13 protein-coding genes are annotated in these 19146 nt (G+C 43.1%); 3 read left to right on the top strand and 10 right to left on the bottom strand.

What is annotated here, in order from left to right; genetic code table 11:
• Positions 1-30: 30 nt before the first annotated feature.
• Together AV939_RS03355 and AV939_RS03350 are read right to left on the bottom strand one after the other, a co-directional pair.
• A complete protein-coding gene (locus AV939_RS03355; protein ID WP_057794022.1) occupies positions 31-2196 on the bottom strand; it encodes a multiheme c-type cytochrome in 2166 nt (721 codons plus the stop codon).
• A 117-nt stretch (positions 2197-2313) separates the two neighbouring features.
• Entirely contained in the window at positions 2314-3219 is a 906-nt protein-coding gene (locus tag AV939_RS03350; protein ID WP_057794024.1) for a family 16 glycosylhydrolase, read from the bottom strand.
• 183 nt (positions 3220-3402) lie between these two features.
• Here AV939_RS03350 and AV939_RS03345 point away from each other — a divergent pair, with 183 nt between their 5' ends.
• Positions 3403-5694, top strand: coding sequence for a CRTAC1 family protein (locus AV939_RS03345; protein ID WP_231751159.1), 2292 nt, complete (start codon positions 3403-3405; stop codon positions 5692-5694).
• Positions 5695-6042: 348 nt separating this feature from the next.
• Here AV939_RS03345 and AV939_RS03340 read toward each other — a convergent pair whose 3' ends face one another.
• Positions 6043-8367 (bottom strand): beta-galactosidase, encoded by a 2325-nt coding sequence (locus tag AV939_RS03340; protein WP_057794026.1) that lies wholly within the window; start codon positions 8365-8367, stop codon positions 6043-6045.
• A 212-nt stretch (positions 8368-8579) separates the two neighbouring features.
• Between AV939_RS03340 and AV939_RS03335 the strand changes: the two genes are divergently transcribed.
• Positions 8580-9191, top strand: coding sequence for a GntR family transcriptional regulator (locus tag AV939_RS03335; RefSeq protein WP_082605063.1), 612 nt, complete (start codon positions 8580-8582; stop codon positions 9189-9191).
• Between the two features lie 56 nt (positions 9192-9247).
• Here the strand turns inward: AV939_RS03335 and AV939_RS03330 are convergent, their stop codons facing one another.
• On the bottom strand, positions 9248-10006 hold the full coding sequence (locus AV939_RS03330; protein ID WP_057794030.1) for an IclR family transcriptional regulator: 759 nt from the start codon (positions 10004-10006) through the stop codon (positions 9248-9250).
• A 183-nt stretch (positions 10007-10189) separates the two neighbouring features.
• On the opposite strand from AV939_RS03330, the gene AV939_RS03325 reads away from it, so the two are divergent.
• Positions 10190-10963, top strand: a complete 774-nt coding sequence (locus tag AV939_RS03325) for a phytanoyl-CoA dioxygenase family protein (RefSeq protein WP_057794032.1) — start codon at positions 10190-10192, stop codon at positions 10961-10963.
• A 112-nt stretch (positions 10964-11075) separates the two neighbouring features.
• Here the strand turns inward: AV939_RS03325 and AV939_RS03320 are convergent, their stop codons facing one another.
• The 6 genes from AV939_RS03320 to AV939_RS03290 all read right to left on the bottom strand — a co-directional run bounded on the left by AV939_RS03320 (position 11076) and on the right by AV939_RS03290 (position 19075).
• Entirely contained in the window at positions 11076-12080 is a 1005-nt protein-coding gene (locus tag AV939_RS03320; protein WP_057794034.1) for a hypothetical protein, read from the bottom strand.
• Between the two features lie 22 nt (positions 12081-12102).
• Positions 12103-14766 carry a CRTAC1 family protein gene (locus AV939_RS03315; RefSeq protein WP_057794037.1) on the bottom strand — a complete coding sequence of 888 codons (2664 nt, stop codon included), beginning with the start codon at positions 14764-14766 and terminating at the stop codon, positions 12103-12105.
• A 251-nt stretch (positions 14767-15017) separates the two neighbouring features.
• A complete protein-coding gene (locus AV939_RS03305) occupies positions 15018-16403 on the bottom strand; it encodes an NAD(P)/FAD-dependent oxidoreductase (protein ID WP_057794041.1) in 1386 nt (461 codons plus the stop codon).
• 3 nt (positions 16404-16406) lie between these two features.
• Positions 16407-16718: a 2Fe-2S iron-sulfur cluster-binding protein gene (locus tag AV939_RS03300; protein ID WP_057794043.1), complete on the bottom strand. Its 312-nt coding sequence runs from the start codon at positions 16716-16718 to the stop codon at positions 16407-16409.
• Positions 16719-16772: 54 nt separating this feature from the next.
• Positions 16773-17987 carry a cytochrome P450 gene (locus tag AV939_RS03295; protein WP_057796377.1) on the bottom strand — a complete coding sequence of 405 codons (1215 nt, stop codon included), beginning with the start codon at positions 17985-17987 and terminating at the stop codon, positions 16773-16775.
• A gap of 230 nt (positions 17988-18217) precedes the next feature.
• On the bottom strand, positions 18218-19075 hold the full coding sequence (locus tag AV939_RS03290; RefSeq protein ID WP_057794045.1) for an AraC family transcriptional regulator: 858 nt from the start codon (positions 19073-19075) through the stop codon (positions 18218-18220).
• Between the last annotated feature and the right edge of the window lie 71 nt (positions 19076-19146).

Below are 19146 nucleotides of genomic sequence, written 5' to 3'. Positions count from 1 at the left end.
GAAGGTTATATGGTTATCTACAACGGCAAGTTACCTTGCCGTTTTTTTTGCTATTTTCTGAAAATACGCGAGTGCTTCAAGATCATTCATTTTCTGTGCGAAATTGAAACCCAACTGCTGTAATTGTGGGTGATACTGGTAGCGACTTAAAGCCAGCTTCAGCTCCCGTAGCGCTAGTGGCGTTTGTCCAATGCCATCCAAGGCTAGGAAATACACATATACGTACTGTACATTCTCAGGTGCTAATTTAACCGCCTGACGAAATGCCTGAATAGAATCTGGCTTTTTCTGTTGGCGTATAAGAGACATACCTTGGGCGTAGTGCAAAACCGCCGACGTAGGGTTCGCTTTTAAGCCTTTTTCGAGGATCAGGCTTTCTTTGCTCCCTTCCCCGGTATTGCGATACACATCGGCTAAATTTACATAGTTCGGCACAAAATATGGGTCAACGTTAATACCATGCTGTAACGTTTTCACCGTGTCTTTAAACTTACCTAATTGCAGGTATACCATACTTTGGTTAAGTGCAGACTCCCCACGCCACATTGAGACTTCATTAGCATTTAATAATATCTGCAATGCATTTTTGAAACTGTCGTTGTGGCTTAAACCCGCATCCAGCAAATGATTGGCTGCAGTCAGTCGCACCGCCGTTAACTTGTCATCTAACAGTGTTCGATAAGATTTTAAACGCTCTTTTACTGGCAGTAGTTGCCCTACACCAGCAACGGCGAACCGAATAAGATCATGCTGTGAATTTACCCACGCTTTTATATCCTTGTCAGTGAGTTCGGCAACACTGCTTGGTAACATCGCTATCGCGCTGGCACGCACTATTTCACTAAGTTCTGCGTTATTGATAAGGGAAAAGTGCGCAGATACCGGCAAGCGCCCTTCATGCATAAGCGCAAGAAAATCTTCACCCTGAGATGCTGAAAGTACAGACGCACCGCGCCATTGCGTAATAATATCTGCAGCCCAGCTTGGTGTTTGAGAAAGGTGGCATCCATTACATGCGTTCGGCGTGTCGTACTTAATACTGAGGTCAGGACGTGGAACCTTAAAACTGTGATCACGGCGAGCATCCACTCCCATATACGTTGTTTCTGGCATATGACAACTCACACACTGCCCCGCCGATGAATCAATCTCATGACGAATATGGGCAGGTTGTTGATAAACCTCAGCGCTATGACATTGCAAACATAACCCGTTACCTTCTACTTTAATTTTCATCGTATGTTTGTCATGACAATCGAGACAATTAACACCCGCGGCATACATTTTACTTTGTAAAAAAGAACCGTAAACGTACACCTCTTCTTTAATTTGGCCATCTGCATGATACATAGGGGGAACTAACAGCGATGGCAAAAACTGATCGAGAAAGGCGACATTCGGCTTTATTCCATCAGTGATTGGCGTGCGTAACGAGTGGCAGGCAAAGCACGTTTCCATAAAGGTGTTATCTCTGGGCTCTCCATGCCAAGAAGCAATTTTTTCTCCGTCATCTATCAGCCACTGCCCTATGGCTTTCTGTTCGCTTAACGACAAAGACAGCTGACCTGATGAGGCAGTTTCAGCGTGGTCGGGCATTTTACCGTGACATGACTGACAGCCCACATTAATGTTGTCCCATTTGGTGTCAAATTGATTGTGTTCAACGTCGTAATTACGGGTTAAACCATCTGAATGGCAATCGGCACACATACCATTCCAATTTTGCAGCGGCTGTAACCAATGCAGTCGATCGGCTGGCTGGATATCTTCCTGTTCATACATGGGAAACCACTTTTGCCCGCCATCCTCTGCAACTCGGGAATCCCAAGCGAAAGGGAACACCTGAACTTTTCCGTCAGTTCCTTCAATCAAATATTGCTGTAATGGATAATGTCCGAAGGTGTACTTAACGCGATATTGAGTACTTTCCCCAGCTTCTGTAAAGTGGATATAGAAGCCTTGGTCTTTTTGGTAGAATTTAGCAACTTGGGTATAGTGGGTAACTTCCACACCTGAAAAGTCGCCTAATACAGTCTGTGTTTCAGCTACATCCATAGCTTTCGCATGATCAGATTGTTGCCAGTTAGACACGGCTTGCTGATGACAACCAACGCAGTTTGTATTTCCCTTAGCGGATAAGGGTGAAAGTAACAGCAGGCTAAGTATGAATAAGCAATAAAACGTAAAATACTTCATTAGGGCTCGACGGTTATAGTTTTACTAATAGCTGAAAATGAAGCAGCTTTTTGCATTGATAGTTTAACGCAAGGTTACCGTAAAGGTATTTACTTAGGCTGCAAGTTTTCTGGTCATTTATTTGGACACTAACTTCCATGTCCTAACCCAGTCAACCTTCATTGTATTGCGCTTATGGTCTAGTAAGTCTTCTTTTTCTGGCAGGCCGCAAACCCAAGAACTGTCTTGCGTCCAGAGATCCCAAATCAGCTCCTGCTGTAACGTGAAAGGCTGACTGCTCACTACATGACCCGCCGGTTCCCCATTCAGGTAAAACTGTACATTATGTTCATCTTTCCACCATGCGCCAAATACATGATAGTCCTGGTTCCACGTCACGCCTTTACGGGTGTTGGCATCCGATAATTTTTTCGTGCTCCAAGGCCCTTTATTACGCTCTGTTTCTCCATTTTTAACAATAAAATACTGAGAATTCATCTGCCAAGGATATTCATCATTCTCCCCACAAGTTGGATCAGAATTAATCTCAATAATATCAATTTCATCTCGATTATCTGCATCACCATTATTCAACCAAAATGTGTTATAAGCCGCTATGTGTGCAACTTTCAAACGTGTTTCTGTGTACATAGGAAAGCTAATTTTCGCTTTAGAATGTACCCGTGAAGTTTTAAACCAGCTTTCTTCTGTTGAATCATCCAGCGTAGCACTAATCCAAAGGTAGCCATTCTCCACCCCTGAGTTTGTATCAACCATATTCACAGGAGTGTCAGAATAATTCCAATTTGATCTTTTCCATTTAGACGCGTCCCACGACTGATTAAACTCATCGGAAAGAGCTTCAACTTTTTGCCATGTCATACCGGCGGGCGTTGTATCTTCGAATGCGACAAACGATGGCATTAATGGGCCTGCTTCATCAACATCAAAACTTTTTTCAGTGGCCTTGCTGATGAAAGGAATCGCTGCAACAGCTGTTGAAACAGCCACAAATATATAGACCATTTTTTTCATAGAACTCATTATCACCCGCCTACCTTTGCGTAAATACACACGTCATTCTTTCGTCAAAAAGCTTACATAATGGAAGCGTTCCACGAATGACCATTGCACACACTTTGTTAACAATAAGTTTAAATGTTAACAATTTTATGGTAAATATGAAATAACGATTTACTTTTTTAGCTAAAAAGTTGGAAACCTAATATGTTGCTTAGCAAGAAAAAGCCCTATTACTTTTACATGGCATGTGGCGGTATTTGTATGGGATTATTAGCCGGTTGCGAAAATATGGCCAGTAATGAAACCAGTGCATATGCTGCTAGTGAGCTTCAAAAGTCTCTAGATAAACCGGTAATACTGACTAATTCCCAAGATTTCACTCTCGCGTACAATGTTACTGGCAGCGCCTTAAAACGCCTTAACCTTTCTGTAGAAATCGATGCAAGTTATGCCCAGCTCACCATCATGGATGGACAACGTGTGGTGGTAGACAATCTAGACATTCCCGCAACAGGAAGTCATAACCTAAATGTTTTGGTAGATTTTAAAACACTGGGGCAACACACCCTAACCTTCGTTCGCCGAAGCAACGACATTGCGATTAATACTGTTAATTTTGAAGACGTTCAAGATTTGAAGACGCCAAGCTTCGTCGACGCTTCACAACAGTACCAATTAGAAACCGAGATAAGTTACAAATATGGTGGGCCCGCAATAGGCGATATTGATGCGGATGGAGACTACGATTATGTGTTAAATAATCACAATCATGTACCCACACAACTGGTTACCTACAATGGTGATAATCCTGTTAAATTAGAGCGGCTATTCGACTACCCGCTAGATTTTCACGGTTCGTCTGTGGGCGACTACGACAACGATGGTGATTTGGATATTATGGTGGCACAAGGCGGCGCCAACGGTACCAACCCTACCTCGTATATTTTACTTAATAATGACAAGCAAACCTTCACCAATGTATCAGCACAAGCTGGTATCCTTACCCCAGCTCGTGGGCGCTCTCCACGTTGGGTTGATATGGATTTAGATGGTGATCTTGATGTCGCTTTATTCAATGCACCTACACCTTTCAGTAAAAACCCCGTTCAGTACTTTTTCAAAAATAATGGCGATAGCACCTTCAGTCAGCAGCGAGTAAAAGGTCTAGAAGATGCTGCTGGTGAACGTGTGTTAGTCACCGATTTTAACCACGACGGCATTGATGATTTTGTCATGTTCTCACCCATTACCTTATGGGAAGGCAACGGCGATTTCAGTTATACAGACGTTACCGCGGCTAAGCTTCCTCCGAGTCTTCAGGGAAAAATGGGATACTATGCGGCTACCGATATTGATGTAAATAATGATGGCTTACTAGATTTATACTTTGCAGGTAGCCGAACACATTATCAAATTTCTAGAAAGTCTATTGATTTCAATCCAAAAACCACCCGCCTCGACATTCGAGATGATGGCGAGACTGGTAGCACTGCTGTGTCTTTCACCGCCGATGATGCCATCGTATTAGCTGACTTAGACCTTACTTACCGCCAGTACAATGATGGCTTTGCTATATTCTTAGGTGAGAACAAAAAGCGAATGGTGGTAAACGCTAAAGGCTTTATGCCCTCTCAACGACCCATGGAAATGCGCACTGCGCCATCAGAACTTACGATTAATAACAATGATGCTGTGGGATGGCCCGAGGAGCGTAAAGTCAATGGCCTGTATATCGGTTATTTAGGCAATAACCAATGGCAGGCTGAGTGGGTCAGAGATCGAAATATTTATTGGAAGGTTTCCTTTTCACTTACTGGACTTCAAGACATTAAGTATGATTGGGAGCCCAATAATAGGAACGTTCAAGACCTCTTATTAGTTAACCGTAGTGACTTTTTTGTTGACCGTACTTCGGATTGGAATATTCCACTTGGCGGAAATCACTGGGGTGTCACCCGTGGAGATTTTAATAACGATGGGTGGCAAGATTTATTCTTATACCGTTACGGTTTTTTGGCTGAGAGAGTTGCTGACTTGATGCTGCTAAATAATGGTAAAGGCCGCTTTGAAAACTTGATGACACACGGAGCATCAGCCATAACCGATACAGGTCACGGCGATATGGGTCAGGCGTTTGATTTTAATAATGATGGACAGGTTGATTTGCTCAATGGAAGCGAAGAGGAAGGTGCCTGGTATCTTTACAAAAACCAATCAGATACCGCAAATAACTATATTCTGATTGATGTTAACTACAGCCCCAAAGACAACGTCGACCCATACTCCGCACTTGTGAGTATTAAGACAGGATCAGGTAAAACCTATCAAAAGCGAGTGGGTTCAGCCGGTGAGGTACATTCTCAAAGCTTAATGGATATCGTGCATTTCGGTTTAGGAGGCGATACGCACATCACTTCCGCCACTATTCGGTGGCGAAATGGCGAGGAGATTGAACTGAAAAACCTTACCGCTAATAAACGCTATACCACGGATTAATTTTACTTTTCATGTCATTACATAAAGTGAGTGCTTCGCTTTATGTAATGACACTTCTCTACCCTTTGAAATCTTATAGCCCAAATATCCCACCGAGCTCTACCCAACACATTAAAAATACACTTAAGCCTATCTATTCACTCTACAACGCACTTATTTTGCTTAAGTAATAGGCCTATACCGCTTTCACTCAATTAACACATATAAAAAAGCTTGGCCTTGTATAGACAAGGCCAAGCTATGAATAACGAGCCTACTAGGGCGTTTGAAACCCGTTAGCTGCATGAAGTTTTAGCTATCTACGGGTTTCGCTGTTAAGGCTGTTGGCTCGTAATGTATGGCTGCAGATTATTTAAATCTGCGTGGATACATTTTACTATTAACCTCTTTAGCCGCTTTAATCATAGGCGCATAGGGCGTATCAGCTACGTTAACAAATCCCACATTGTAGTTTTCACCATCATACGCTCGGCCGGTAATGGGCGAGTCCATGTACTGGAACCAATGTGCGCCAACAAAGTAAGGGTTATCGATTACTGAGTGCATGTAGTCTATGTACATTTGTGCGCGATCTTCTTGAGTCGCAGCCTGTATTAAGCCTGGGTGGAATAAACCATTGTCACGCGCGCCCATATGAAACTCACCAATGATACTGGGCATATCAATGTCTTGGAGGAATTCCCACGATTTCGGATGAATACCCTCTTTGTAAACATTGTACGACATCACATCAACGTGCTTAGCAGCAGCCTCAACAATCTCCATTGGTTTGCCCCAACTTGGAAAGCGCGCGCCTAAATACATATGATTAGGCATGTGTTTATCTAAAGCAGCATTCACTACGCTAAAATACTTTTCCCCGTAGTGAAACAGCATTTCACTGTAATCGGCCAGTTGTACTTCATTTCGAATACTGGAATCTATACCCGCATTGAAAGCCCCCCAAGAGGCAATCTTAGTTCCCCAAGCCGCATTTAATGCTGAAATACTGCCGTACTTTTTCTTCATTAACCCAGTAAATGCAGCTTTCGTTGGTACGTCTTTGCCGTCTCGCGTTAACGTATTGATGACGATGCCGTAACGCGCTTCATTACTTTCACTGCGCCCAAAGCTCTTTTCGTTGTCAATAAATACCCCTACACACCAAGGACTATTCTTGACCTGTTCAGCCACATTAGAGGCGGTAACATCGGCTCTTCTAGCAAACTCAGGGTCGAACACATCTGGTAGTGGTGACCAAAAGTCGTTACCACTAGATACCGTTTTAAAATCACCAATGATCCAGCCATTAGCGAAGTAAGGCACTTCATTATTTTGGTAAAAACGAGGATCAGTCCAGTTTCCTAATGAACTAAAACCCCAATTCTTCATCCGTTTTAACGTAACTTGTTCCCAAGCTTCTAAGGGGTCTTGCTCACCGTATTTGCGCTCTAAATTGGACGCATAAAAGCTAAAGGTTTCGCCTTTTTTAACTGGCCCAGAGTGTGCACTACCACGATACCCAAACCACTTACCTAATGGCTCGTCATAGCTTGGTAGCCAGTTGAACATATTCGCTCTAACATCAGACACTATATGTCTGCTGGGTATGGCTTCGTCGTTTACCCGATTTAGCCCTTTAGAATCTTCTGGGGTTACACCGTCACCGCCGAGGTCAACTAATCCATCATCAAACCCATAACCTGTCATAGTCGACGTATTAGACAGCCTTATAATGTCTAAACCTGTTGCAAAATAAAGGTAGCCTTCAGGGTCAACCATCGCCCATTTACCGTCTATCTTTTCGGTTCTAAAGTACCCCGTAGCCGCTAACTTTGGCCCCTCTTTGTATCCACCGAATCTAGATCGGTCTGGCATGAGTTTATTATCAAGTTGCTTTGCTTCCGTCTCTCTAGCTTGAATAAGCTCTTCTTGAGAGTGGATTTTACCTGGAAACTCAACGGTGGCATTTTGACCATACTTGTCTACAATCTTCGTCAAGAAGTCAGTATTCATCTCAGGGTTTGGTCGCAGCCGAATATTGCTAAGCTCAATATGCTTGTCGAATAACGCACTCTGTACCGATAAACTGATTTCGGTAATGCCTTTAAGGTTTAGATTTTTCTTCCCCCACATCGAGATAAACTGCACGTCACCAGACTCCCATGTTTCAGGGTTAGAGCGTAAGCCAGATAAAAAATTGAGCTCTTGGTTCACATCGCCATCAGGGGTAGCAAGATCATGACCGCGCATCTTAGCGTAGTATGTTGCTTTTTCCCCCACAGGAACGGCCACACTTCGCGTATAAGTGGCACCATCTATATCGGTAATATTTAGAAACAGCTGTACCGAATGGGGTCCAGGGTTTTCAATATCCATTGCGAGGTTAAAGTCGTCAAATTCACTCAAGTCCCAAGGTTCACTGGGCTTTATATTAACCCCTGAGTTAGGATTGTCTTTGGCTAACAACGTGACCTTCATACCGCGACTTGTAAAGCTAGCCTTTGCATTAACCAGTTCGACCTGAGAGTCGATGACCTCTTTGGTCAGCTGTATTAAAGGCTGCTCTTTTGACAATGAAGCGCTAGCTTCAATTGAGTCAGACTTGCTGGCAGTAAACGTAGGCGCCTCTTCTGATTTTTGACATCCCAATAAGCTGAGAGAAAGCGCCAAAGCTATTGCTGTTTTATTCATCCTATATCTCACACTTTGTTAACAATTTAAATCAGTATACCCACATCAGTTTAAACATTAAACTGTTAACAATATAAATAAATCCCGTTTACTAAAGTAAAAGCTATTTCACTGTAAATTTCCTGCAAATACTAGCCCTAAGACCTCAAAAACTGGACATTCCACATAATAAAGTTAACAATTTACCATTACTCCTATTACTTTTAATTATGATGAGGTTTATGAAAAACAAGATTCTTTCTGTTCGGGACCAAATTGCAGATGTGTTGCGCTCAGATATCATCTCTGGAGAACTCGCATCGAATACAAAACTGAACGAAATACAGTTGGCTGAACGTTTTGAAGTATCGCGAGGGCCTATTAGAGATGTCATATTAAAATTGACCAAAGAAGGGTTACTAATTAGCAAAAGCAATGTGGGCGCATCTGTTAATAGCCCCCTTTCTCCTGAATTACAAAAGCTCAGTATCGACCTCAGAAAGAGAATTGAAGAATTCGCGGCAAAAGAGGTCATTGGAAGTGCAAGCGTAGAACAAATTGCCCATATGGATATTCTTATCGATAACATGCAAGAGCACTTTGAAAAACAGGAATATACAGAACTTACCAAAGCTGATATTGCCTTTCACCAGTATTTTATCGAGCTCGCAGGCGGAGAGAATTTGTTCAACCTTTGGTATCCAATTGTGATTAGAATGCGGATGAACTATCAGCGCATTAAAACCTCTAGCAAGCTGGTAGAGGAGCATCGTGATATTGTTGAAGCATTCAAATTAGGTGATGTTAAACAAGCTGTCGCAGCAATACGTAAGAATATAAAATAGTGCAAACAATGGACAAATAACCTCGTTCAGAGGTAGTCCATTCATGTGTACCGTATTTATAAGCCCAAATTAGTGGTGAGTCGGTTCGCCGTTTCACGAAGTAAAGTCAGGTTTTCTCGATTATCAGTCACTTCGTTAACATGGCTCAAGTGGCTTATCATCAACGCAGCAATTTGTTTACCCTCATGCTGCCCCACTAAGCATACTGACTCTGTAATGCCTAAAATATGTTGGCTCGACGCATCCAATTGCTTAGCCTCGGCGATAGTGTCTAATTTATTGCCAAAAGCTCGCTTTTCTTTCTCTGAAAATGTTTGCCAACTTGGCTCAGTTCGTAAAATCATTTGTTGCACATCCTTGTTACTGTGGGCGAGCAGTACATTACCAGGGTTCGATATCAGTGAAGAAAAACGACTTCCTTCAGCGTAGTTGAGGGAAACACAGTATGGGCTTTTTGCCTGCACCAACACCATAGTTTGGCTTTGATACAAAACAAATAGCTGGCAGGACAACTGACATCGTACAGCAAGATCTTCCATTAAGGGCAGCGCTTGTTTACGTATTTCATCTAATGGAGAGATAGAACGGGAAAGATTATATAACTTAAATGACAATGCATATTTACCATTAAATTCATCTCTCGTTAAGTAACCATTTTCCGTTAAATTGACTAAAATACGATAAATTTGGTTCGTACTGCGACTGATACCTTTCGCTATTTCCGCTTGCGTACTAGCCTTACCAGAACTAGCTAAAAACTCCATAATCTCAAAGCACTTATCTAATGCTGGAACGGCGTATTTTTGCTTTTCCATAACTTTTCCCCTGCTGTTATTTACCAGTGAATTGAAAATAATTTTTGTGTCTTGAAACCATGTAAAACAAAGGACTTATTGATTCATATATAAAAGTCATATTTTTATATGAATTACCCATTGCATTAATGCCAATTCTGCTCAATATTGTCAACATTAAACACAAAGTATTAGAGGCAAAAAATGAGTAAAATAAGCTTATCACCGCAGCAAATTTCTGATTTTCACCGCGACGGATACGTAATTGCTCGTGGGTACTACAGCGAAAAAGAAATTGAAAAATTGCAAAATACCGTTTTCAATGATGAAGGTCTTTATGAAAAAGCGTGGGACAAAAAAGATGCTTCAGGCACGGTTAGTAAAGTGTGTTTGTGGCAAGAACTTGGGGACGATTTTTACTCCATGTTTTCTCGCGGTAAACGCCTTGCTGATGCTGCTGAAGACATACTGCAAGAACCTGTGTTTCACACCACGACTAAAATTATGATGAAAGAACCTTTCGTAGGTGGCGCATGGGAATGGCATCAAGATTATGGTTACTGGGCAAATGATAATTATCATTTATACCCCAAGTTAGTTAGCTGCATGATAGCTATTAACCGTGCAACAATTGAAAATGGCTGCCTTCAGGTATTAAAAGGGTCTCATCATATCGGCCGAATTAATCACACGAAAACCGGAGACCAAAAAGGGGCTGACATGACCTTTGTGGATGAGGCACTAAAACATTTGGAGCTGGTCAATGTTGAGCTTGAACCCGGAGATACCTTGTTCTTTCATTGCAATTTACTGCACAAATCAAATCAAAATAAATCTAAAGATCCAAGGTGGGTGATGATTGCCGCCTACTGCGCCGAATCAGCTAAACCTTTTAAGGAAAATTCACTAGTGTATAGACCATTAGATAAGATTGATGATGACGCTATTGCGTTATGGCCTGACATCGCGTCACTTTAATACTTAGCTAAACTACGCCTTAGCCTTGATATAAGCCTTGGCACAGTCAATCCGTTCTAACAAAGTGATAAGCAAACGTTTACTTAAAACGTTTGCTTAACTCCCCGTAATGCTAGCATTTGAGTAAACGTATGGGATGCATTGCATCCGCCTTCCACTGTGCTAAATATAAATTACCGTCTTTATCTTGCTCGAGTCCATGACAATGATAGAAGTGTTTTTTATCACTTCTTACGGGCGCACCATGTTCAGGCAGCTCACCGCCTAAAACCGATACCAAAGTTTCGTTCTCATCAAAGATACATATCACCCCTGAGTTCAATTCAGGAGCTGAAGTGTCGCCTGTCCAACATACTGCAGCTATCATATGCTTGCCATTAAAAAGAGGCGCATGAATAAATGCCCCGGGTACGTGTAGGGTACGTATAAATTCACCATAGAGGGTATACCATTTCAGGCAGTGGTCAGCTCTTGAACTTACCAACAATAAAGGCGTCTCACCTCGGTAATCTAGCGTAATGCCATGTCCGTTATTGATATTTTCAGCACTATTGGCATTCTCTTTTCCAAACTTTTGTAGGTAACGTCCATGCTTATCATAGTGCAATATGTAGTCACTGCCGTATCCGTCTACAATATAAAAGTCGCCGTTATCGGTAACAACCATATCGGTTGGATTAAATGGCATGTCATCACGATAGGCGCCCACTGTTTGAGGGTGCCCTATAGAAAACAGCACCTTTCCCTCTTTATCTAGCTTGGCCACTGAGCCGGCTTGCTGACGCATTTTATTATACGGTGAGTCCCACTTATCGTAACTTGTACCGTCCCACTTACTGTTTAATACCCAGCCGCTATCAACAATAAAAATGGCGGTACTGTCGCCATCAGGCACTACTTTGATGCCATGAGCGCCTGGCCATTGCTTGCCCCATGCATCAATAACTTTGCCGTTGCTATCATATTCTATAACGTTGTGATCGAGATTATCAGTAACCAATAAAAGCCTGTCGTCTAAAAACGCTAACGCATGCGCATTTTCAGGTTTGGGTTTCGCAGGATTATGCTCGCCCCACATCTCATCAATTTGATAAGTCCAATCGTTTTGTCCTAGCAAGGTTTATCTCCTTCTCGATAATTTAATACAGAATGACTTCGCCCAATGCGTCTTCGTACATCTTGCCGTCGCTTGAAGTAAAAATGGCGCGCAAGGAGTAGAAATGCCCTTCGGGCAACAATGATGTTGGCGCTAAGCCCGTCGTCTGAATGAGTGCGGTTGCCTTACCTTTTGTGCTATATAGTGCGTTATTGTCTACTACAACGCGGTCTTCAACTGGAACATGACTCGGCGTTTGGTGACGCAACCAAAATTGTACCCCGCCTTCATCGGCGGCTATTACTTGGTGCTGCCCGCCAGCATGGTAATCAGCCGTTAGCTCAATTGGCTCGCCAATCGCAATCCCTAGCTTGGCAAGTGCACTTTTACCTTTAATTTTGATGAAAGGAGCCTGTGCAGCGTCAGAGTTTGAATGGGGTTCTTCAAGCTCTTGCACTACTGGATGTACTGAGGATATTGATGGTTTGGCAAGACCGAAATTTACGCGCTTATTAATGTCTGGATGCAAAATTTTCTGTGTTTCGCCATTTCGCCAGCGCACGGTTATTTGTTCTATCTGATGAGCAGTACCCACGCCAAAATGAACAATGTTGAGGAAGCTTTGGGAGAATATTTCACCAGCTGAACCAATTCGCCGAAACTGTTTTCCTTCAGATGTTTCAACTTCCACATGTGCGCCCAAGGCATCTACCTGCTCGTCGGGTGAGTAACCTACCTTAACTAGCGTATGCCTCCCTGCATTTTTGGAAGTGTTAAGGTATAAATTCCAATAGCCGTGCTCACTACCAGATAGTAAATCCACCTTTCCATCTAAATCGAAGTCAAACGCTTGCCCCATATCCCCAAAGCCTGGGCCGCCATGGTCGCTAGCGCCATGCATGGTCGTAGCTTCAAAATAGCCCTTACCGGTATTAAGCAACATGTTGTCAGCAATACGTTTGTCAACGCGCCCCCATCGGTACACAAAGAGGTCCTGAAAACCGTCGTTATTAAAATCTCCTGTTGTAACGCCCAGTGCATTGCCGCCTACTGGTATTTGCCACTGGTCAGAAACATCCACAAATTTCCCGTTTCTGTTTTCAAGAAGGATATCCTGTTGATTTCGATTATCTGGTTCAAATGCCGTATTTGCCTCATTTATGCCTTTGAGCGTAAAGAAGTAAGACCAAAATATATTGCCGTTTCTTACCAGCTCAGCTTTCCACTTGCCTTTACCTGTGTGGCCGAAGTACACACCGTTTGCATTGCGCTCAGAAGGCCAACCTTGCGCCATAGATGCACTAAAACTAAACTCTCCACCTGAGGGCACCATATGAGGCTGTTTATTACTTCCAAGAAAGGCCGGATAGTCTTTTCCTCTAAAGCCAGACTGCCCTAGAAAATAATAATTGGTTAAGGTTATCTCGCTTTCAGCATTAAATGAGAATTCGTCGATACCTTTATATCCACGGGTTTTTATTGAGAAGGTCTTTTCAACTGGGTCGAAATCAACCGAGGGACTTTCACCAAAACCGTGCTCAAATTTCTTACCGCGGGCTAAATAAAGGTCTAGGTCCCCATCGTTGTCGATATCAATGTCAGTCATTGCCATAACACTTGCAGTATCAGTCACTGATGAGGGCAGCATAGTAGTAACATTGTCGTATCCGAAGTCGCCGTTGCCTTGCCAAAGAGAAAGTGGGCTATACATGATGATATCGTCTATGCCATCGCGGTTAAAATCGGTCACCAAAGTGCGGGACGCGGTAACATCTTCTAAGCCTTTCACACGGCGCTGATTAAATCGGCCCTTTCCCATGTTTTCAAAAAATATGTGCTGCGGTGACTTCTTGAATAAGCTGGTTTCATTCATGATGAACAAGTCGAGATCACCATCTAAATCCATATCAATCCAGCGAGCCCCCCGACCTCGACCACCTTTATTTATTCCTGCATCACCAGTAAAACGCACAAAGTTGATATCATCGTTAAGGTAAAAATAAGACACCGAAGGGTTCTTGCCATTTCCCCCTCCTCGGCTTAACAACAAATCTAAATCGCCGTCTCGGTCATAATCACCGAGCGCCGTACCATGTAAATCCTGCATAAACCAACGAGATAAGTCAGTGTGATATTTAACGACAGTGCCATCGCCGTTGTTCAAATATATCTTGCTGGTTTCAGCGTTATGATTATTAAGTACGAGATCGTAGTCTCCGTCTTGATCAAGATCAGCAACACTGGGGCCGCCATACTTCAATGATATTACTTTGTCTAAACCCGCCGTCTCGGTAATATCTTCAAACTGAGGTAAATTACTGAATTCCACATCATCGACATGCCAAGAAAGTATGTTTACTTGTGCATTTAACGTGCGCAGCGACAACGAGATTTCTCCCGTTTGACCCACATCGACTAACGCACTAATAACTTGCTCGCCTTGCACTGGCACATTAAGGTTATCAGCGAGTAATTTTGTGCCCTGATAAAGTGAAAGGTTGGCGTAAGACTTAAGATTATCAACGATAAAAGTAATACGCTTAGGCCCGAGTGTGTCTGCGACAATAACAATCTCTACCGGCGCTTCTGGTGTCACCATTATGGTATTGTTGGCGGTGACTGCGGTCGGTTGTGAAGTGCCACAACCGGTTAGTACACACATCCCACAAAAAAACGCGAATGCCATTATTAATTTTTGTTTTATCATCTTACCTGCCTCTTTACTGATAAACGGTGAACAGGTGCCACGCGTCTGCATCCTTTATCTAACAGCTCAGCAATCTCGTTGTCTCTGGGTTTAAAATCAGCCTTACGAGTATCACTGCCTTTCATTGAAGGTATACCCTTTTCAATTAAAACAAATTGTTTACAATTTACAATATACATTAGGATAACAAGAATTTCACCTACTCTCGTATTCTGTGAGTGCGATGGTTGGTCTACTACTTCGATAAATTGTCAGTCAGAGTTAAGTGTGGTTAAGTCAATTGAAGGGTCGATAAGTTTTTGCGGGTCTATAACTGCATGGGCTGCAATCCATTTACTGCCTAACACATAGGCTTTAGGAGAATTAATTGCCTCAACGCAACACAAGGTATCCCCTTTAAAATGCCAAATTGAACGAGCATGCTCTGAATCTATTCGCAGAATACGGGTGTCAGCGCTTTGCATGAGCCCTGCTATTTGCAATTTGATATCGAATTGATCTGACCAAAACCAAGGTATGGCGCAGTATGCTGAAGGCGTTATTCCGGTTCTACATATAGTATCTTGATTCGTACTTAGCGTAACATTTTTGGCTGCAATTTTGGCTTGCTCCAGGGCATTTTGTACCGATTCAATATGTGTATCGTTTCCGTACTCAGGGTGGGGAAATACGGTGCAATCACCTATCGCCCAAATGATATCGTTACTTGTTTGCATGCGACCATCAACGCGTATCGCGCGCTTCTCTATTTGCAAGTTTGCACTGGCCGCCAACTCAGTATTTATGCAAACTCCAGCACCAATTAATATACAATCTACAAGAAGACGTTTACCGCTATTACACACAACGTCATATTGCGCAGTGACTTCTTTTTTTGGGGTTACTTGCGAAGCACTCGGCGCGACAGATACAACAGCTTCATTGCACATGATATTAACACCTTGGTGTCTATGTAAGGTTTCGACAAATTGTGAAACCTCTTCGCTAGCGACTCTTGCCAGTGGACGACTTTCTCGCTCAATCACGGTCACTTGCGCTCCCGCTTTTCGAAGTGATGATGCGGCTTCTAGCCCTATATAGCCTGCGCCAATCACAACAGCGTGGAAATCAGCTATTGGTTTATTCGGATTATTCACTAATGCTTTCAGCGACATTGCGTTATCGGCGTTTCTCATCACGAGTACATTGTTTTGCGTATTTTCTCTCGCCTTTTCAAAACACCCGTTAAGCCCATCAACAGGGGGAATAATTGGTGTAGCCCCTGTGGCCAAAACTAAGTGAGTAAATACTAACTTACGCTGTTCAAACGGTGCGCTGATGCTTTTAACATAAACCATTTTTTTATCAGTACTGATATAGGTTGCGTTCACCCCCAATAACAGTTCGATGTTAGCCTTGGTATAGGCGGCTTCTGACTTGAGCTTCGGTGGAGGTTCACCCACTGGCACGCTTAAGTAGGCTTTTGATAATGGAGGTCGATGGTAGGGAAGGTGCTTCCCCCCATCAACGAGTAGAATTCGCCCAGCGAAACCTTGTTTACGCAATTCAAAGGCACACGTCACGCCTGCATGGCTTGCACCAATAATAACGCAGGTTTGTTGATTTGAAGTTTCTTCAGCAGTAGCCAAAAACGTCATCACCTAGTCCCTTACCACAGTCACGCTAATGCCATCTATATCCTCTGATAAGGGCACCTGACAGCAAAGGCGACTCGTGCCTGATACATCATTGGTTAATTCCAGCATGTCCTTTTCAATATCATTGGGCTCGCCCACTTTGGCAAAGTCATCCTGAGCAATATGGACATGGCAAGTAGCACAAGAACACACGCCCCCACAATCACCATCAATGCCAGGCACATTGTTTTCTAAGGCTAGTTCCATCATAGAACCGCCTGTGCCTTCAGCGACTATTTGTTCGCCATCGGCAGTATTGAACGTTACTTTGATCATTATCTTCTCCAATTAAGCGGAAAGCCTCCGCGACATTACGGGTTTTAAACAGTTTTATGCGCGCTTGTGTAATCGTACTAGCAATTTATGAAAACCAACTTTGCGAGCAACCTCTCCCCACTGCTCAGTATTTTCATCGGCTTCAACCACCTCTACCCTTGCTACGCGCTCGGCTAATTGTCCCACCCAAATTCTGAGCAACGCCCTTGCATGGGTAGCCCCTAAACAGTTATGAATTCCAAAACCAAACGCGACGTGAGGGTTCGCTTTACGGGTTAGATTGACTTCATTGGGTGACTCAAATACGGATTCATCACGATTTGCCGATGCCCAACACAGTGAAATGCGTGAGTCATACGCTACATCGTGCCCCGCAACTTGGGTGTCTTTTGTGGCTACTCGCCCCATATGGGTTAACGGCGAAAAATAGCGCAGCAATTCTTCTATTGCGCTATTGAGGTTTTCAGGGTGTTCATTAATAAAATTCAGTGCGTCAGGATTTTCTGAAAAGTAGGCAAGGGAATTGGTAAGAGCATTAATAACTGTGTCTCTGCCCCCTGCAAAGGTAAGTATCATTATCCCTTTGATTTCTTCTTCAGTTAGCGCTTTACCTTCCACTTCGGCGTGAAGTAATTCGGTGTAAATATCTTCACCTGGAGCCTTTTTGGCATGCGCTATTTGCTCGTCGAGATAGTCGTACAATACATTCGCTTTGCTCGCATCTAAGGGGTTATCGTCACTTCTAAATACATGTGTTCCCCAATTAATCCATGTTTGCGCTTCTGTCATGGGTACATTAATGAGCACGGTTAGCGCGCGAGACTGTAAAACCAAGGCAATATCTTTTACCGCATCATGAGTAACCATTTCGGGAGAGGAGCGCTTGTTTATAGCAGTATGATTGTCGAGTATGCTATCGAACATAATGCTAACAATGTCAGTCAGTTTGTCTTGGTAGGCTTTCCCAGCAGGCCTTTTGAACCAGGGCTCTAGTAGCCCCCTAAAACCTTTATGGGCTGGAGGATCTAGTTCAAATGGAAGTTGTCGTACATCGCGGATTGCCACCTCTGAAGGTACAACAATGCGACCGGGAATTGCCCCCGACTGGAACAGTTGCCAACTGTGAGCCGCTTTTCTAACGTCTTTCAGACCCAGCACCATCTTTACTGGATCGCCCTGATCGTCTATATCGAGTACGCCATCACCTTGTCGCAACGCAGTAAAGGGGTCGTCAAGCTGACTCACATTGCCCATAACATGTTCAGACATAGGGCACTTTGATTTCTCCCCCTCAAATTGCTGATGTGAAGGTGTTCCACAGCCCCCATCGCTATTCTTCGTTTGCATTCCCAATCTCCTTTAAACGCGGTTAAGCAGAAGTGCAGTACGAATAAACTTTAGCAATATCGATTGGGTATTAATGGCACCTCAATGCAAAGAAATATCAAAAATATGTCGAATTAGTAGAAAAACGCTTCTTAAATGGGCTTTAAATAGCATTACCATGCCTTACTGGAAAAAGAGGTGCGGTATTGCCGTGGTGTTACTGAGAAGTGTTTTTTGAATTGGGATATAAAATGGGAAGGACTAGAAAAATTTAGTTCGTAACTTATTTGCGTCACAGACAAACCCGACTGGCTAAGTAAGCGCGCGGCACTATATAGCTTATGCTTCATCGTATACTCAGAGTAATTAACCCTGAAAATATGTTTAAACATTCTAGAGAAATGAGAGGGCGATAAATGACATGCTTCAGCCGCCTCTGTTACCGATAATTCTACCGCGGTACTGTTCTTAAATTGATTAATGACTGGCAGCATTTTTTCATAAAGCGGGGAGCGTGTAATGGGTTGTGACTGACTTGCTTCCACAGAGGTTGCATATTCAGCAATGGTACAAATTAGCAGATTCAAGAGCGTGATGCTTCGTGGGCTAAGGGGGTCGTGGTGATAACTTTCATAAAGCCACTTTACCTGCTGCTGAATCTCGTTGATGCGCCGAGCAGGTAATCGCAAATGCAAACCGTGGTCAAAAAAAGCACGTACGTTAGACATGTTTTTTGTTTCCAGCACGAGAGGTTTAAACTGTACGATAAACCAAGACTTTCCTCGAGCAGTACACTCAAAATTGTGTGTTTCTGCCGCTGGCGTAAAAACAATGTCGGAGTCTTTTAAGGACGACTCGCCTTGGCTGTAAAAGTAACTGCCCTCAATTTTTTCAAATATTATAAATTCGTGAACTTCGTGGAAATGGGTAGCGCAGTCGTACGCCTCGTTGTCTGCAAATTCCACGTGATGAATTTCAAACTCGTCCCCCTGCTCGATGCAATAGGGTTCGCAGTAAACACCTTGAATCATATAAATGCCTCCATCAACAGTAGTACTGCCCTGAAAACTTCATTTTATGTGGTAATAGGCGACAACCATAT

Source organism: Alteromonas sp. Mac1, assembly GCF_001562125.1.
Classification (GTDB): Bacteria; Pseudomonadota; Gammaproteobacteria; order Enterobacterales; family Alteromonadaceae; genus Alteromonas; species Alteromonas stellipolaris.
The sequence above is the reverse complement of the archived record's forward strand: the minus strand, read 5'-3'. Positions and strand labels throughout refer to the sequence as shown.

What these genes read in the sequence shown, in the direction of transcription:
- AV939_RS03355 (WP_057794022.1), bottom strand. Translation starts at nt 2,196, where the DNA reads ATGAAGTATTTTACGTTTTATTGCTTATTCATACTTAGCCTGCTGTTA.
- AV939_RS03350 (WP_057794024.1), bottom strand. Translation starts at nt 3,219, where the DNA reads ATGAGTTCTATGAAAAAAATGGTCTATATATTTGTGGCTGTTTCAACA.
- AV939_RS03345 (WP_231751159.1), top strand. Translation starts at nt 3,403, where the DNA reads ATGTTGCTTAGCAAGAAAAAGCCCTATTACTTTTACATGGCATGTGGC.
- AV939_RS03340 (WP_057794026.1), bottom strand. Translation starts at nt 8,367, where the DNA reads ATGAATAAAACAGCAATAGCTTTGGCGCTTTCTCTCAGCTTATTGGGA.
- AV939_RS03335 (WP_082605063.1), top strand. Translation starts at nt 8,580, where the DNA reads ATGAGGTTTATGAAAAACAAGATTCTTTCTGTTCGGGACCAAATTGCA.
- AV939_RS03330 (WP_057794030.1), bottom strand. Translation starts at nt 10,006, where the DNA reads ATGGAAAAGCAAAAATACGCCGTTCCAGCATTAGATAAGTGCTTTGAG.
- AV939_RS03325 (WP_057794032.1), top strand. Translation starts at nt 10,190, where the DNA reads ATGAGTAAAATAAGCTTATCACCGCAGCAAATTTCTGATTTTCACCGC.
- AV939_RS03315 (WP_057794037.1), bottom strand. Translation starts at nt 14,766, where the DNA reads ATGATAAAACAAAAATTAATAATGGCATTCGCGTTTTTTTGTGGGATG.
- AV939_RS03305 (WP_057794041.1), bottom strand. Translation starts at nt 16,403, where the DNA reads ATGACGTTTTTGGCTACTGCTGAAGAAACTTCAAATCAACAAACCTGC.
- AV939_RS03300 (WP_057794043.1), bottom strand. Translation starts at nt 16,718, where the DNA reads ATGATCAAAGTAACGTTCAATACTGCCGATGGCGAACAAATAGTCGCT.
- AV939_RS03295 (WP_057796377.1), bottom strand. Translation starts at nt 17,987, where the DNA reads ATGTCTGAACATGTTATGGGCAATGTGAGTCAGCTTGACGACCCCTTT.
- AV939_RS03290 (WP_057794045.1), bottom strand. Translation starts at nt 19,075, where the DNA reads ATGATTCAAGGTGTTTACTGCGAACCCTATTGCATCGAGCAGGGGGAC.